This window comes from Niallia alba (assembly GCF_012933555.1).
Lineage (GTDB): Bacteria > Bacillota > Bacilli > Bacillales > Cytobacillaceae > Niallia > Niallia alba.
In genome coordinates this window covers 4,591,077-4,608,000 of record NZ_JABBPK010000001.1, presented here as the reverse complement: position 1 = coordinate 4,608,000, position 16,924 = coordinate 4,591,077, and the positions used below count along the sequence as shown (strand labels likewise).

Below are 16,924 nucleotides of genomic sequence, written 5' to 3'. Positions count from 1 at the left end.
TTTATATTGTTATAGGAAAATAATAAAAGATTAGTAAAAAAATAGAGAGGGGTAGCACGATGATTGATATCCACTGTCATATATTACCTGGGGTTGATGATGGGGCAGCGACAATTGAAGATAGTGTAGCGATGGCAAATGCCGCTGTGAAAGAAGGGATAACAACAATTATCGCTACACCTCATCATAAGAATAATCAGTTTAGTAATTCGAAATCTTCTATTCTTACAAAAGTAAATGATTTAAACACCGTTTTAAAACAAGAAAATATTCCTCTTACGATACTTCCCGGACAGGAAGTGAGAATATATGGAGAAGTGTTAGAAGATTATTATAAGGAAGAAATTCTAACACTTAATCATACAAAATACCTTTTCATTGAGTTTCCTTCTTCCTCTGTTCCACGATATGCAGAAAGATTGTTGTATGAGCTGCAAACAGAGGGAATTATACCAATTATTGTTCATCCAGAGAGAAATAAAGAGTTGCAAGAGAAGCCGGATCTTCTTTATCAGTTTGTGAAAAATGGGGCGTTGACGCAAGTGACGGCTTCTAGTGTGGCTGGTTATTTTGGGAAGAATGTGAAAAAGTTTTCAGAGCAGTTGATTGAGCATAATTTAAGTCATTTTGTGGCATCTGATGCTCATAACCTCCGTAATCGTAGTTTTAAAATTGTTGAGGCTTATTCTGTTATTGAAGAGAGTTTTGGGATTGATTATTTTTATCTTTTTAAAGAAAATGTGGAACTATTGTTGAAAGATGGAAATGTGATGAAGGAAATACCTGAAATGATTAAGAGAAAGAAGTTTTTTAAATTGTTTTAGAAAAAAAGCTTAGTGATTATGCGTCAATTAATTAAAATTGTAAAATCAGAAATATTATCATTGGAAATTTTTAATTAATAAAATAGAAATTTTTTAGAACTAAAGAATTCCTTCATAGGAATTTTATAAGTAGATATCAAAACAGCATAAATGTTAAATATTACCTAAAATAATAAAATCTACGAAAATAAAAAACAATTTAATAAATATATCAGAATTCACTAGTGTTGCGTTAATTTAATTTAACTATTAAAAATACTTGAAATGTTCAATTTTATCATTTTATGCAAAGAAAAAGTCCTTTATAATGGATAAGTTAGGTGGTAACCCGTCCAAATCCACTAAAAAAGGACTATCGCATGGACAAGATTACACGAAAAACTTCATTTGGACAATGGTTTTCACCAATAAATCTTCAATTATTTGAAGAAAACGTGAAAACGTTGAAATTAGATTTCTATACGAAAAAACTAACGACAGAGTCATTTCTAAAATTATTACTTTTTGCGCAGCTAGAAGAAGTCGAAAGTCTGCATGCGCTGAGCGATTGTCTTTTCGATGATCAACTGCAAAAGGGCATTGATCTTGATTCTATCAGTATTTCCCAACTCTCACGCCGTTTAAATGGCATGAATCCAGACTTATTCCAAAAGCTTTTCCTTGATTTAGTTTCACAAATTCATGCCAAAACGCACAACACGAAACTTGTGATGCCATTAAAAATCATTGATTCAAGCACATTGCCTCTCAATTTGACTAATCATAAATGGGCAAAATTCCGCAAAACAAAAGCGGGTGTTAAATTGCACTTACGCCTTGTGTTTATGGAAAAAGGTATATCCTATCCCGAAAAGGCCATTATGACAACGGCCAAAGAACATGACCGCGGTCAGCTTGAAGTAATGGTTGATGACAAGGAATGTATGTATGTGTTTGACCGTGGTTACTTAGACTACGAACGCTTTGATCGGATGACAGATGACGGCTACTTTTTCCTTTCTAGGCTGCGAAAAAACGCAGTCATACGGGAGGTTTACGATTTTAAACTACCCGAGAATACATCTGTTTTGTCGGATCAAATGGTGTTGATTGGTACGACGCAAAACCGTGCCGAAAATTACTTTCGTCTTCTAAAAGTGATTGATTCAAAAGGAAATGAGCTTCATTTAATCACAAATCGTTTTGATTTAAGTGCTGAAGAAATCTCAAAGATGTATAAATCACGCTGGGCGATTGAGTTATTTTTCAAATGGATTAAACAACATCTCCATATCAAAAAGTTTTACGGCCAAAGCGAATGGGCAATTCAGAATCAAGTGTTTATCGCACTTATTGTTTTTTGCCTGCATGTTCTCGCACAAATCGAGACAAAAAGTAAACGAAAAACCCTACAAATTAGCCGATATTTACGGGCAGCTTTGTGGAAACCAGCACATATTTGGCTTCGAAAGATTGAAGGAAAAACGATTCCTTAATAAACAAATTGTCGTCGTCTCTTAAGTCTAATTGTAAATAAATTTCCAAATGAACGGATCCACCTTTAGTTGGGTATTTACTTTTTTGGCTCTTAACAGGGGGCATATTTAAACTGAATATTCTAACAACATTTATGCAACACTAGTGAATTAATAAAAATGTTTGAAACTTCTATTTGTTGAGCTTGAGGTAACCATTATAAAAAATAAAAAAGATTCTAATGAAATCTAGAACTAGTAATTAAGAATAATAATAAGACAGGAGGGTGCTAGTATTGTCTCTATCAAATACTCAATATAAAAAAAAATATCAAGAAATAGAATATATATTAGCTACTAATGAAAAAAAAGGTTATCTATATCTTAAAAGATTATTTGATATTATTTTATCGCTAGTAGGAATACTGGTTTTATTTCCTCTGTTCCTAATGATTTCTATATGTATAAAATTAGAGGACAGAAAAGGACCAGTGTTATTTTCTCAAACTCGTATTGGGAAAAACGAAAGACCCTTTACTATGTTTAAATTTAGATCAATGGTTTCTAATGCAGAGGAATTATTGGAAGGTTTACTTGAGCAAAATGAGACTACAGGTGCTATGTTTAAAATGAAACAAGATCCTCGTGTTACAAGAGTTGGAAGCTTCATTCGAAAAACGAGTATTGACGAATTACCACAACTCTTAAATGTATTAAAAGGAGATATGAGTTTAGTAGGACCTAGACCACCACTTAAAAGAGAGGTAGACATATATACATCTTATCAAAAACAACGACTTTTAGTTAAACCTGGGTGTACGGGGCTCTGGCAAATAAGTGGAAGGAGTAATATTGGATTTGAAGAAATGGTTGAACTAGATTTAAAATATATTATGGAAAGAAATTTCTTTAAAGATATTATTATTATTATTAGGACTTTATTATTGGTGTTTAATAATAAGGGAGCTTATTAAACAACTATTAAATATGTAGGAGTAATTAAATGAAGCAGATTTATATAAATGGTAGATTTTTAACACAAACTACAACAGGAGTACAACGTGTTGCTGAAGAAATAGTAAAAAGGTTAGATGAATTAATAACGAATAAAGTCATTAATGACCACTATTTTACTATTTTGACTCCAAAAGATAAAATTAAAGACCTAAAACTTAAAAATATTAATGTTAAATCTGTTGGATATTTAAAAGGGCATGCATGGGAACAATTAGAATTACCCTGTTACTCTAAAAGAGAAATATTGGTGAATTTCTGTAATACAGCACCCGTGTATAAAAAAAATCAAATCATATATGTTCATGATGCTGCAATTCTTGATGCTCCAGAGGGATTTACACCGAAGTTTATTAAATTTTATAATATCTTATTTCAAAGTTTTGCTAAAAGAGCTAAAAAAATTATTACCGTTTCAAACTTTTCAAAAAATAGATTGGAACATTATTTTCCAAATATGAAAGGTAAAGTTTCAGTCTCGTATCTGGGGACGGAACATATATCAAAGATAAAAAGTATTGAAAATGATTTTTTGAAAAATAATAATCTTGTCAGTAACGAGTATTACTTAGCTGTTAGTAGTGCAAATCCTAATAAAAACTTTCAGGTTATTATTGATATGCTAAGTATTATTGATAAACCAATAGAAAAGTTTGTAATTGTTGGTGGGAAATCTTCAAAAGTATTCAAGGATGACGGAGCAAATCAGAGTCAATATGTAACTAAATTAGGTTACGTTAGTGATGAAGAACTAATTACTCTGTACAAGAATGCAAAAGTATTTTTGTTTCCTTCTAAATATGAGGGATTTGGGTTACCACCTTTGGAAGCTATGTCTTTAGGTACTCCTGTTATTGCAGCAAACTCTGCATCTATACCTGAAATTTTAAAGAATAACGCTCTTTTTTTTCAATATAACGATCCAAAGGAACTTCTACAAAAAATTAGATCGCTATCTGAAAATGAGATTTTAGTAGAAGAATTATCATTAAAAGGTCTAGAATATGCTCAACAATTCTCATGGAATCTTACCGCAAAACACCTATATAACATCATTAAAGAAATAAAATAGTTTTTATTACAGGGGTGAAGTATGCGTATATTACATCTTGCAGAGTATGCAAAAGGTGGAATTGCTACATATTTAAATCAAATAATTCCGTATCAGCAAGAGAGATATGGTAAGAAAAATGTTTATTTAGCAATTAGTGACTTGAATTCTGAAGAATTCAATTATATCCCGCAGAGTAATATTGTTAGATATCAGTATAAAAGAAATATAAGTAATTTAAGTGAATTGCGTAGAAAAATGAAAGATATTACGGAGATAATAAAGCCAGATATTGTGCATTTACACAGTACTTTTGCTGGGGCTGCATTTCGAATAGGAAAGAGAAAAGGCGACTGGAAGATTGTTTATACTCCACATGGTTGGTCTTTTAATCAGGAAACGTCAACTTGGAAAAAAAATATTTATGCTATTGTAGAAAGAATGCTAACAAAAAACACCGACATTATAACTGATATATCTAATTTTGAAATGAATAAAGCAATAGAAAGGAATATAGATAGTAATAAATTAGTGTTAATATATAATGGTCTTAATAGTAATACTATAATTAGGAATGCTACCAACTTAAAAGTGAATAATAACCAAATTAATTTGTTATTTGTAGGCAGATTCGATAAACAGAAAGGGTTAGATTTACTGATTAAGTTTTTTTCCAATTATAAAAATAATAGTATTGCATTATATATTATTGGTGAATCGGTACTTTCAAATAAAGAAGAGTTGGTATTACCAGATAATGTGCATCTAATTGGTAAAGTTGAAAATTCAAAATTAGATGAATATATATGTAAAATGGATGCCTTAATTATCCCATCAAGATGGGAAGGTTTTGGTCTAGTTGCTGTAGAAGCAATGAGGAATAAAAAACCTTGTATTGTAAGCAATAGAGGTGCATTACCTGAGATAGTTCTGAATAATTATAATGGCTATGTATTTGATTTAGATAGAATGAATTCATTAGAAGAAATATTAGGAGATTTAGAGAAAAAAGAATTGAGAAAAATGGGAGAGAATGGTTATCAAAGGTTTTTGCAACTTTTTACTAGTAAAAAAATGAATCATTCATTAGAGGAGTTATATCAAAGAGTATTGGAGAGTTAAAAATGCAAGTAATTCTATTATCTGGTGGTTCAGGAAAAAGACTATGGCCATTATCAAATGATGCGAGATCAAAACAATTTTTAAAGGTAATTTTGTCTGAAAATAACAAGTTGGAATCTATGTTACAGCGTGTATATAAACAATTGAAAAGTGTAAACCTTCATAATAAAACATCTTTAGCAACAAGTAAGGCGCAAGTTGAGATGATTCATAAACAAATTGGAGATGAAGTAAATGTAATTGCTGAGCCATGCCGTCGAGATACATTTCCAGCAATAGCACTAGCAGCTACTTATTTATATACGGAAAAGAATATATCAGAAGATGAAGTAGTTGCTGTTTTACCGGTAGATCCTTATGTAGAAGATGCTTTTTTTGAAAAAATTAAGAATTTGGAAAATGTTGTTTTTAAAAGCGAAGCAGATTTAGCACTAATTGGCATAAAGCCTACGTATCCATCTGAAAAATATGGATATATAGTCCCGGAGGAAGAAAATGAGGATGCTTATAAAAGAGTAGTTAAGTTCACAGAAAAGCCTAACGAACGGTTAGCAAAAGAACTAATAGAACAGAAAGCCCTATGGAATAGTGGTGTTTTTGCTTTTCGATTAGGTTATATAATTTCGTTATTAAAAGAAAAAGGATACCCAACTACTTACAGACAGTTATTGAAAGATTATGAAAAATTAGAAAAAATAAGTTTTGACTATGCAGTCGTGGAAAAAGCTAATAAAATTGTTGTTACTTCTTTTAATAGCTACTGGAAAGATTTGGGTACTTGGAATACTTTAACGGAAGAGATGGCAATTAATAAAATAGGGGAAGGAAGAATTAGTGAGTCCTCTATAAATACACATGTGATTAATGAGCTTAATATACCTGTGTCTGTTTTAGGAATTAAAGATGCAATAGTTGCAGCTAGTCCAGATGGGATATTAGTTGCAAGTAAAGAAGAAAGCCCCAAAATTAAAGAATTAATGTCTGGACATGAAGCAATACCAATGTATGAAGAAAGGTACTGGGGAAGTTATAAAATATTAGATTATTCTACATTTACTAATCATCAAGTTATTACAAGACACTTGAAAATCAATGAAGGTAAAAATTTAAGTTATCAGTATCATAAATATCGTACAGAAAATTGGACTATAATTAAAGGAGAAGGAATCATAATTATTGATGATAAAATGCAGGTAGTTAGATCAGGTGACGCCATACAGATTAAGGAATATCAGAAACATGCAATAAAAGCATTACAAGACTTAGAGATTATTGAAGTACAACAAGGAATTAATCTTATAGAAGAAGATATAAATAGGATTAATGATAATTGGGAGGAAGTTGAAAAAAACTGTTTTAATAAGATATAAATAACTTGAAAAATTTAGTTATCCCAAAATATAGTTTAGTGAAATAATAGTTAGTTACTAAAACTTTATTAATTAAAAGACAATTATTTTATATTATAAAAGTAGTATTTATAATATAAATGGTGTCTTTAAAAATAATATTATCCATTATATTTTCTTATTTTAGAGGTGAAGCATGGGAAAAAATATTACTTTTGTACTGGGATGTGTTAATAAATTAGGAGGAACTGAAAAAGCTACAATTGATTTAGCAAATCTTTTGTCCAAAAAAGGATATAATGTTAGCTTAGTAAGTATATATAAAAAAATTGCAACCCAAGGAAACTCTTATCAAATAGAAAAGAATATAGAAGTAAAATATGTTTACACTGCAATTGAATTTTTAAGATATCATTTATCAGTGTATAGATTATTAGATTTTATGAGTAAAAAAAAGATTAATAAGGTTATTGAAAACACAAATCCTGATATTGTTTTTTTTACCGATATTAAACATATCCCATTTAGAAGTAAAGCATTCCAAAAAATATTAATGGTGCATAATTGTTATGAACATTATCGCAGTGGGCGCCTTACAAGAAACTTGCTAAATAATCATTATAAAGATATCGATAATGTAGTATTTTTGTCTAAAAATGATTTAAAAAAATATAATGAAGAATTTAAAGCCCAGAATGGGAATTATGTATATAATGTTAGTCAAATATTACCTAGTGTAAGAACGAATTTCAATAATCATAAAATCACATATATTGGAAGGTTAGATAATAGCGTAAAGCAACTTGATCATTCTATTGAGGCTATTGAAGAATTAATTAATTCGAGTTTATTTTCTGGGTGGGAGTATCAAATATTCGGTAGCGGTCCAGATAAAGATAAAATACGAAAGATGATTGAAAATAAAGGATTAACTAATAGTATCTCTTTAAAAGGAACAACAGCAGAGATTGAGAAAATTTTAAGTGAATCAGATATTGTGCTTCTAACATCAGATTTTGAAGGTTTACCTATGTCATTAATAGAAGGGGCTTCTTGTGGTGTGCCACTAATAAGTTATGATTCATCATCAGGTATACATGATATTATTGTAGATAATTTTAACGGATATATTGTAGAGAAAAATAATATCGGACTATTATCAGAAAAAATTAAAAATTTAGTTTTAGATGAAAATCTTCGAAAACAGTTTGGATATAATGGAGTAAGGCATATGCAAGAGAATTTTTCACAAGATAGAATATTTAAGGAATGGGTTGCTATATTCAAAAGCCATTAAGATTTATCATTTTTTAGGAGGGAAGTGGAGAGGTGCTCTCTAACAAGGGAATTTCTTTTCGGAACTTAACCTTTTTACTAATCTCAGTAGTATTTTGGGTAGCTTTAGTTATATATTATAATAGTTCTGTAAGCTTAAATAATAAATTAGTTGTTTTTTCTATAATACTTAATATTTTAAATATCGTATTGATTTTTCAAACTCATAAAATACCAACAATGTTAATATTCAGTATTTTTATTTACAATTATAGTTATATCTTTACTATACCTGCTTTTTTTCCGTATACAAAGATTTCTGGTGTAGGTAACTATAATAATAATGATTTATTATTATTAGTTCTATTCCAGTTACTTATTGGTATGTTTGCACTTAATTATTTATTTTTTATCAATAAAGAAAAATTTATACAAAATAGATTTTTATGTGATAATTTTGATGAATTCAATATGAGGAAGAATAACCTAATATATATCTTCGGTATAATTGGGTACTTATTCTTTCTATTATTAAATAATTCTGGGAAACAATATAATCTACCGTTTAGTATAACGTTTGAATATATTCTTATTTTTATTATACTAGTTAAATTATTCTCAGAAAATAATTTAATAAATAAGATAATAATTCATATTATGATAGTTTTGGTGTGTATAAAGACGCTTGTATATTCTGGTAGAATTGAAGTCGTAGAATCTCTGTTACTTTTATTTATATTTTATTATGAGAAGAAAATTAAAGCATTGTGGATAATTATAGGTTCGTTTTCTCTAAATATTTTCATGGAATACTTATTTATTGCTAGAAATACTGCTGGAGATAGTAACTGGCAAACTAGTAAAATATTTTTTGATCGGTCTAATCCACCAACTTTAATATTGGGAAATGAAGGAGATGTGACACAATCTTCTATGGCAATGGTTGGTGTAATTCAGGATAATACAGTTAGCTTTGCTCAAAGGATAGACTCATTTTTCGATATGATTTTTTCTCAATTTTTCCCAGTTGGAAGCATAGAACTATTTCAAGGATCAAATGTCTCGAGATATATCCAAGAATTTGCAGTAACCCTAGGAGGAGGATATATTTATTCACAATGGTATTTTTGGTTAGGTATTTTTGGTGTAATTTTAGCATCAATACTAATAAATAAGGTAATAAAATTAGCCTATTTCGAAAAAAAAAGGATAATTATCACAATAACTTGTATATATTCAATAGTACTTTTTAGTAGATGGTATGCATATTTTTTTGATTTTTTGATAAAAATTCCTTTTCTATTATTTATACTTTTAATTATTTTTAAAATGTTATATCCAAAAAGGGAAAAAAATAATGTGTAATAACTTAGATAGTTACTGAAACACTAAATTGGAAAGCAATTACTCTTGACTTTTAAAAAAAGATTTATAGGTTAAGTGAAAATCTAAGAATTTTATTGCATTTTTGCTTAGTGGTTATCAAAAGTTAGCTATTTATTAATAGAGGAGAGAAATGAATTGCTGTGTATGCGTATACTCTTAAGAATTCGTTCGGTAATTTATATAATAATGTATAAGCTTATTTATCGAAGTAAATTTAAATTTAAAAAATTAATACTAACAGGAAAATCATTTACCTTAGAAATGATGGGCAAAGAATCAAATCTAATATTCTTAGGTAAATTTTATTGTAGAAATAATATTTACATCGTAGCAGAAAATGGGAAAATTAGTATAGGGGATAATGTTTTTTTTAATAATAATGTTTCCATATGTAGTATGGACCAAATATCAATAGGAAATAATACTGCACTAGGTGAAAATGTTAAAATATATGATCAAGATCACATATTTAATAAATTGGGAGATATGTATAAACAGGGTTATAAAACTGCACCGGTAACTATAGGTGATAATGTCTGGGTAGGTTCAAATGTAACTATTTTGAAGGGGGTTACTATAGGGGATAATTCAGTTATAGCTGCTGGTTCAATTGTTACCAAGGATGTTGCTAATGATGTTGTTTATATGAATAAAAGGGAAACTATTGTAAATAAAATTATTAGGGAATCTTAAAAAATTATCTATTCCTAATTAAAAATTAAAGTAATATTTTAATATTATTAAATTAATTAGTAGAAAGGATTTGAATCCTTGGGAAATAAAATCTTAAAAAATGCAATTTATCTGTTCTTTGGTAATATGGGTTCACGAATGGTTACTGCAGTTGTAACCATTTTGTTAGCTAGATATATAGGAGCAAGTGATTATGGTGCATTTTCAATAGCAATAGCAATAGCAACTGTAATGGCCTACTTTACAGATGCAGGCTTATCCAATACCTTTATAAGAGAAGCAACAAAACCAAATATAAATATAGATAGTTTGGTTAATAGTTATTTGAAAATAAGATTATGTTTTGCTGTTGTTTCAATTATAATTTCATTTTTTATTATTCATTTTTTTTATGACGATACAAATATTCAATCCTTAATAGGGTGGGTTGTATATCCAACAATTATTGGTTGTTCATTTATGGGAGTAGGGGTTTCTTATTTCCAAGCCAAAGAAAGTATGGGTGTTAGTACAGCATTAAATGTAATTCAGGGTTTTTCTAGTGCTTTCGGTATGCTATTCGTTATAATACTTAATTCTACTATTCTTATGGCTGCTATTTGCTTCAGTATGTCATATATTATAGCAGGAATTGTTTCTATTTTTTTATTAAAAAGAGAAAAAATTTTATTTAAAGGGTGGACTAAATCTATATTAGATAATTTCTGGTTGTTTACGATAAATGGTATTATTATTATGCTTCTTCCTCAATTAGGACCCATTATTTTAGGGAAAGTAACTACATTATCAAATGTAGGTTATTTTTCTACAGCATATAAAATTCCATCTGTGCTTTATCAAATTCCTGGTGTAATAGCAACTGCATTTTATCCAAGATTATTTTCTTTAGGGAATAGTGGTAATATAAAAAAACATAGAGAACTATCTATACAGGAATTAAAAATTATGTCTTTTGTTGGTATTTTAGTAGCAATTCCTTTTATAACGCATCCTGATTTTTGGATTTCACTTCTACTTGGTCAAAAATGGGAGGCTGCGAGTAAAGGATTATCGATTCTTGCTATGATAGTTGTACTACAATCTATTAGTTATCCACTTGCTGACTATCTTACTACCATAGGCAAACAAGGAACTAGAACGTTAGTTATTTTTATTACTTTCATAATTGCTATATTTGCTTATGCTGTTTTAGGGGACAAATATGGTGTAGTTGGTGGTGCATTTGCGGCTATTATTACTGAGGTAAGTTTAATTATTGGTTATAGTTTTTTTAATAAGAAGTATATTTATCATTTTGGTAAATCAATAAAATGGAATGTATTGTCCTTTCTATTATGTCTAATAATATCAAAATTCTTTTCAATAACTGATTATGTCTTATTAAAAATTATTTTATTAGAAACTATATATATAGGAATTGTATTACTTTTGGATAGAGAAACCTTTTTAACAATTGTCTCATTTATACAAAAAATTAAAAAGAAAAGAATAATTTTATAAAGGAAGAAAATAATGAATAATCCTTTAATTAGCATAATTATACCTGTTTATAACGTAGAAGAATATTTAGAGAGATGTATAAATTCTGTATTAAGTCAAACATATAAGAATTTTGAGGTTATCGCTATCAATGATGGTTCTACTGATAATTCATTAAAAATTTTAGAGGATCTAGCCTTATCAGATAATAGAATTTTTATCTACAATAAAGAGAATGGAGGTCAGGCTAGTGCAAGAAATCTTGGATTGAAAAAAGTTAAAGGTGACTATCTAATTATGGTTGATAGTGATGATTACATTGATGAGCATCTCTTAGAAAAATGTATGTTGACCGTTAAAAGTACTAATTGCGATTTAGTTCTGTTTGATCGATTAGATTTAAACGAAAGAGGAGAATTGAAATATTGTTCCGGGGGAAGTGGAATAACAATGACTGATGCATGCAGTGCACCTTGGAATAAGTTTTATAAAGCAACACTATGGGAAGGTTGTTTATTTCCTGAAGGTTACTGGTATGAGGATTTAGGTATAGTGCCTGTTATAGTGGCTAAAGCGAAAAAAATAGTTAACATTAATGAACCATTATATATTTATGAAAGGTCAAGGGAAGGCTCACAAACTAATCAGTTAAATGTTAATAAAATTTTAGATGTGCAGCATATGTTAAGTAATGTATATGAAAAAATTACTGACTTAGGATTATTAGAAAAATCAAAAAAACAGTTGGAAATACTATATATTGAGCATTTAATTTATATAACTATACTAGAAAAATTAACTCAAGTTAAAGATAAGAATATTCGTGCAAATTTAATTGACGAAATTAAAGTAAGCATGGCAAAAAAATTCCCAAATTGGAAGCAAATTGAATTTGCATCTGGAGGCATGATTACAAAAAGAGTAAAAAATTTAGTTGTAACTTTATACCTTAATAAAAATTTTGTCCTTGGTGATTTAATTTGGAAAACATCTTTAAAACTGAAACGTAAATTTTATTAGTAATTTTTAGTTAACTTGAAAATAGTGAATATCACAAAAATACTATAGTGTTCTCTTGTTGGAAAAAGGGAAATTAGTTTAGTACGGGTTATTAAAAATGTTATATATAAGTATATATTTTTTAAGTTATGTATAAATTAATTAAAAGTTTTACTAAAATGAGTCTTAAAGTTGATCATATTGAAAAAAATTCAAATTAATATAATCAACTTTAAGACTGTTAAGTATTATTTTAAAAAAATATAATCTTTTCTCAGATATCTAGAATTACACTAGCGTCGCATTAAAATAACTTTTTAATAAACAATAGATTGTTTTTTCTGTCAATTCATTTCTCCATAAAAAAATCCTTAACTCTTGGTCACAGTAATAATTCTTGGTCACAGTGACGCCCCGAAATATGTCGAAGATTGATAGAGAATTAGACTGAGTGAATGAAATAGTTGAGTATTGCGAATAGACTGAGCCGGCAGTGCGGAGTTTTGAGCCACTATTTGCGGACATCTGAGCCAGTAAGTGCGGGGAAAAAGCCACTTTTTTGGTCACTTTTTCATGTCTACTAATAGGGGCTCGCTGCACAGTGACGCCCCGAAGTTTGTCGAAGATTGATAGAGAATTGGATTGTGTGAATGATAAACTAAAATAATTGAGTATTGCGAATAGATTGAGCCGGCATTGCGGAGTTTTGAGCCACTATTTGCGGACATCTGAGCCAGTAACTCATGGTCACAGTGACTCCCTGAAATTTGTCGAAGATTGATAGAGAGTTAGATTGTTAACTCATGGTCACAGTGACGACCCGAAATATGTCGAAGATTGATAGGGAATTAGATTGTGTGAATGATTGTATTTGGCAATTAAAAAATGTACCAAATGGCAATTAAATATGCATGCCACTTGTCACTTCAAATTATTGATGCAATAAAGACTCTTTATAACGAAAACTATCTCCTTTAAAAACAAGTAAATGAGAATGGTGAATCAGGCGGTCAATGACAGCTTCTGTTAGAATCGGGTCGCCAAAAACATGATTCCATTGACCGAATTGAAGATTGGTTGTAATCACTATACTTCGGTTTTCATTAATTCTAGTTCACAGTTACGCCTCGAATAATCTTGTTTCACAGGAATGTTTCACGAGAGGTTTTGTGTGTGAATGCGGTTGGAATTTTTCAATGAAGAAGTATGATAGTTTTGTTAAGCAGTTCAGTTTTAAGGTGGAAAATCGCAAATGAAGTAAGCTTGGTCACTTCTATCCTAGAAGCTTAATAGAATTGTACGTTAGATGCTCATATTTAATTTATCAAAAAAGTTAGCAAATTGTAAACTTCTGGGGACAATTGTACTGTCCCCAGAAGAAAAAGTCATATTTCCTTTTCTAATAACTTCATATTTATTATAGAACTTAGTTGATTAGAAAATGAGGGAGTTAGTGTTCTACGTTATTCCTCTTCCAATATCAACAATTCCACTTCTTCCATCACTTCTTTAAAAAACGTGGTTGCATCAATGTGTAGGGCGTTACAAATAGCATGGAATAAACCTGCGCTTGGGTGTGATTTGCCAAGCTCAATATTGTTTATATGGTTGACACTTACCCCTGAATCTTCTGCAAGTTGCTGAATACTTACATTTCTTATGTTTCTTTTATTTCGGATCTTTCTTCCGAATATTGATTTATAGATTTGGGTTTTATATAGCTCGTTGGACAATGTTATCCCTCTTTTTTCCTCATTATCTAAAGAGGAAAAAGGAATGAACATAAACGATAATGTGTATTTTTCTATATTTTTACAAATTTCAAAAGAAAATTTTATTAGGAGTGTTTGAAGTTTAAATTACTTCTTTCCTTATCACTGTAATTACTCATTAAGTGCTTTTTGGCATAACCAGGTTCGATACATTTGTTTCTCCAAGATATGCAGGGATTCGTACATTTTTATTTCAATGCCATTTTTAAATTGGATAATAGAACGATAGGTGCCTTTTGTTGGTTTAATTTCTTCGACATGTTGGAAGAATATCCAACAGCAATGGGGTTGATTTGGAGAAGAAGTTGGAAAAGCATAGATGTTTTTAAGTGGATTAATTGGAATCGGAATTTTTTTATGAATGCCTGTTAAATAAGTCATTGAAATTCGCCGGCCATTATATTCTGCTCCTCCTTCTTTTGCTGCCAATTTAATTAATTCTAATGGAGTTTGTTTTACATAGAGTTCTCGCTGCCCCTCTAGTACGATTGTTTGATAGTCTAGCTGAAAAGCTGGTTTTAGTGCGTTTGTTTCTTCATTAACTTTGTACGTAGTAAGGATTTCTTTCATTTTAGCTGCTCCTTTTTAAGTGGATTGTTTAATTAATGGTGTGGTGTGTGGAGGAATGTTGTATTAACTTAATTGTGGGTTGGAAAGAGTCCATATTTCATTCCATGAATAGAGGGTGGGAAAATATGTGAGATGATGAGCAATTATTATAAATGAAATGTATCGGAAAAGTTGTGGTACTACCTTTCTTTCAAGTTAACTATTATTATCCTCCTTTTTTACTATTATCTATAAAAAATCTAAAATGAAAACCAACTATAATATGTGTTTATAGAATTTTCTATTATTTTGGGAATTTATTTGAGTATTGCGGACAGTTTGATGTTTGAGTGTATTGTAGAATTGGCAAATTCTCATTTAAAAGATTGGCTAAAAAAGAACAATCATAATTCTAGGTCACAGTTACTCCTCGAATAATCCTGTTTCACAGGAATATTTCACGGGAGGTTTAAGAGTTTGGTATCAGAGTATAAAAAGACAAAAAATACAATTTGTTTCTCTGAAAAAAAGAATGAACATAAACGATGATGTGTATTTTTACATGTTAATATTGGGAATGTTTGAAGTTTAAATCACTTATTTCCTATCATTGTAATCTACTCATTAAGCCCTTTTTTGCATAATCTGGTTCGATACATTGGTTTATTGCTACCCTCATCTAAAATCTAGATGGGATATTTTGCGTGGGAATTAAAAACTAGTTTCTATTATACTAATTTATGTAAATTAAATAGTAGAAATTAGTATTAAATAGAAAAAAATTCAAGTATAATAGGTATATTAATTTAGGTAAGGAGAACTAATTTATGGTGGTTTTTCGTTCTGTTGGTAAGGCGATTGGCACGGTTGGTGGAGGATTGCTGGGAGGCTCAGCTAAACTGATAGGGAAGACAGTTGGTACTAGATATCAAGGTACTGGTAAGTGGATAGAAGAAGTAGGAGATGGTATACAAAAAGCGTCTTATCGTGCTCTGGATAATGCAGGGGAATTTCTTGATGGTGCGGTAAAAGGTACATATGGTCTTATAAAAGATGATGACTATTATAAACAGGCGGGTTTGTCTCATATGAAAGATTCTGCTGATAGAACAATAAAGGGAATCGGTTCCGCTGTCACTTATACAGCAGCAAATGCAGGGCAAGCAATTAGAGGTTTTTCACAAGGGGATAAGGAGCAAGTGATTAATGGATTAAAAAATATCGGGAAGGTTGTCGCTGTATCAAGCCTTGCGATTGGTGTGTTAGATGTAATAGATGGGGCAGATGATGTAAATGCAGAAGAGTTACATACGAGAAATGATGGACTAAGTGGAAATATTCATCCAGATACTGGAGTTCCTTTTGCAGAGAAATATATAGATTTGCCAAACGGTCAAGTAGTTGAAGGTACTTTTCCTGTCTTTGATTCAGCATTTCACGTTGAATTAGCGGAGGAATTATATTTAGAAAGTGATGATGTTCAATTTGCTGTTGCCAATGAAAACTTGTATCAAGCTATACAGGCTGATCCTTCCTTAGCAAAGGAAATTGGATTATCTCAAACCGATATACACAGCTTAGCGAACGGGGAAACACCAGATAATTTTGTATGGCATCATAATGAAGAGCCAGGAGTCATTCAATTAGTAGATAAAGAGACTCATGAACAAACAGGGCATACAGGTGGAAGAGCTATTTGGGGTGGAGGAAGTGAGTATCGCTAAAATTATAAGTAGGATAGGATGAGCATCAATATGGTTACTGAACTCATGGTCACAGTGACGACCCGAAATTTGTCGAAGATTGATAGGGAATTAGATTGTGTGAATGATAAACTTAAATAGCGATGATTATTGCAGATGAAATGAGCCACTTATGAGGAGTTTTGAGCCAGTCATTGCGGAGAAAAGAGCCGCCCTTTGCGGAAATTGCGAGCCATCACTTTAGGTCACGGTGA

14 protein-coding genes and 1 pseudogene are annotated in these 16,924 nt (G+C 30.2%); 12 read left to right on the top strand and 3 right to left on the bottom strand.

Features of this window, described 5'->3' with window-relative positions:
• Positions 1–59 precede the first annotated feature (59 nt).
• The 11 genes from HHU08_RS21880 (at position 60) to HHU08_RS21830 (ending at position 12,667) form a co-directional block, all read left to right on the top strand.
• Entirely contained in the window at positions 60–824 is a 765-nt protein-coding gene (locus HHU08_RS21880; protein ID WP_169189333.1) for a tyrosine-protein phosphatase, read from the top strand.
• Between the two features lie 359 nt (positions 825–1,183).
• Positions 1,184–2,299, top strand: a complete 1,116-nt coding sequence (locus HHU08_RS21875; protein WP_100525938.1) for an IS4 family transposase — start codon at positions 1,184–1,186, stop codon at positions 2,297–2,299.
• A gap of 275 nt (positions 2,300–2,574) precedes the next feature.
• Positions 2,575–3,252 carry a sugar transferase gene (locus tag HHU08_RS21870; protein WP_169189332.1) on the top strand — a complete coding sequence of 226 codons (678 nt, stop codon included), beginning with the start codon at positions 2,575–2,577 and terminating at the stop codon, positions 3,250–3,252.
• Positions 3,253–3,281: 29 nt separating this feature from the next.
• Positions 3,282–4,364 carry a glycosyltransferase family 4 protein gene (locus HHU08_RS21865; protein ID WP_169189331.1) on the top strand — a complete coding sequence of 361 codons (1,083 nt, stop codon included), beginning with the start codon at positions 3,282–3,284 and terminating at the stop codon, positions 4,362–4,364.
• A gap of 21 nt (positions 4,365–4,385) precedes the next feature.
• Complete coding sequence (locus HHU08_RS21860) at positions 4,386–5,465, top strand: glycosyltransferase family 4 protein (RefSeq protein WP_169189330.1); 1,080 nt, start codon at positions 4,386–4,388, stop codon at positions 5,463–5,465.
• 2 nt (positions 5,466–5,467) lie between these two features.
• Positions 5,468–6,835, top strand: coding sequence for a sugar phosphate nucleotidyltransferase (locus HHU08_RS21855; RefSeq protein ID WP_169189329.1), 1,368 nt, complete (start codon positions 5,468–5,470; stop codon positions 6,833–6,835).
• Between the two features lie 175 nt (positions 6,836–7,010).
• Positions 7,011–8,111, top strand: a complete 1,101-nt coding sequence (locus HHU08_RS21850) for a glycosyltransferase (protein WP_169189328.1) — start codon at positions 7,011–7,013, stop codon at positions 8,109–8,111.
• Between the two features lie 32 nt (positions 8,112–8,143).
• Positions 8,144–9,454 carry a hypothetical protein gene (locus tag HHU08_RS21845; RefSeq protein WP_169189327.1) on the top strand — a complete coding sequence of 437 codons (1,311 nt, stop codon included), beginning with the start codon at positions 8,144–8,146 and terminating at the stop codon, positions 9,452–9,454.
• Between the two features lie 165 nt (positions 9,455–9,619).
• Positions 9,620–10,168 carry an acyltransferase gene (locus HHU08_RS25805; RefSeq protein WP_169189738.1) on the top strand — a complete coding sequence of 183 codons (549 nt, stop codon included), beginning with the start codon at positions 9,620–9,622 and terminating at the stop codon, positions 10,166–10,168.
• Positions 10,169–10,246: 78 nt separating this feature from the next.
• Entirely contained in the window at positions 10,247–11,668 is a 1,422-nt protein-coding gene (locus HHU08_RS21835; RefSeq protein ID WP_235678868.1) for an oligosaccharide flippase family protein, read from the top strand.
• A gap of 12 nt (positions 11,669–11,680) precedes the next feature.
• Complete coding sequence (locus HHU08_RS21830) at positions 11,681–12,667, top strand: glycosyltransferase family 2 protein (RefSeq protein WP_169189326.1); 987 nt, start codon at positions 11,681–11,683, stop codon at positions 12,665–12,667.
• Between the two features lie 910 nt (positions 12,668–13,577).
• Here HHU08_RS21830 and HHU08_RS21825 read toward each other — a convergent pair.
• From HHU08_RS21825 to HHU08_RS21815, 3 genes and pseudogenes are all read right to left on the bottom strand, one after another.
• Positions 13,578–13,748: pseudogene (locus tag HHU08_RS21825) on the bottom strand (ATP-binding protein); the annotation flags it as partial.
• 361 nt (positions 13,749–14,109) lie between these two features.
• On the bottom strand, positions 14,110–14,379 hold the full coding sequence (locus tag HHU08_RS21820) for a helix-turn-helix domain-containing protein (protein WP_040343434.1): 270 nt from the start codon (positions 14,377–14,379) through the stop codon (positions 14,110–14,112).
• Between the two features lie 150 nt (positions 14,380–14,529).
• Positions 14,530–14,988, bottom strand: a complete 459-nt coding sequence (locus HHU08_RS21815) for a competence protein ComK (protein ID WP_016203276.1) — start codon at positions 14,986–14,988, stop codon at positions 14,530–14,532.
• 806 nt (positions 14,989–15,794) lie between these two features.
• Between HHU08_RS21815 and HHU08_RS21810 the strand changes: the two genes are divergently transcribed.
• The gene (locus HHU08_RS21810) at positions 15,795–16,691 is read left to right on the top strand and encodes an HNH endonuclease (RefSeq protein WP_169189325.1); all 897 of its coding nucleotides are present in this window, start codon (positions 15,795–15,797) and stop codon (positions 16,689–16,691) included.
• Positions 16,692–16,924: the final 233 nt, after the last annotated feature.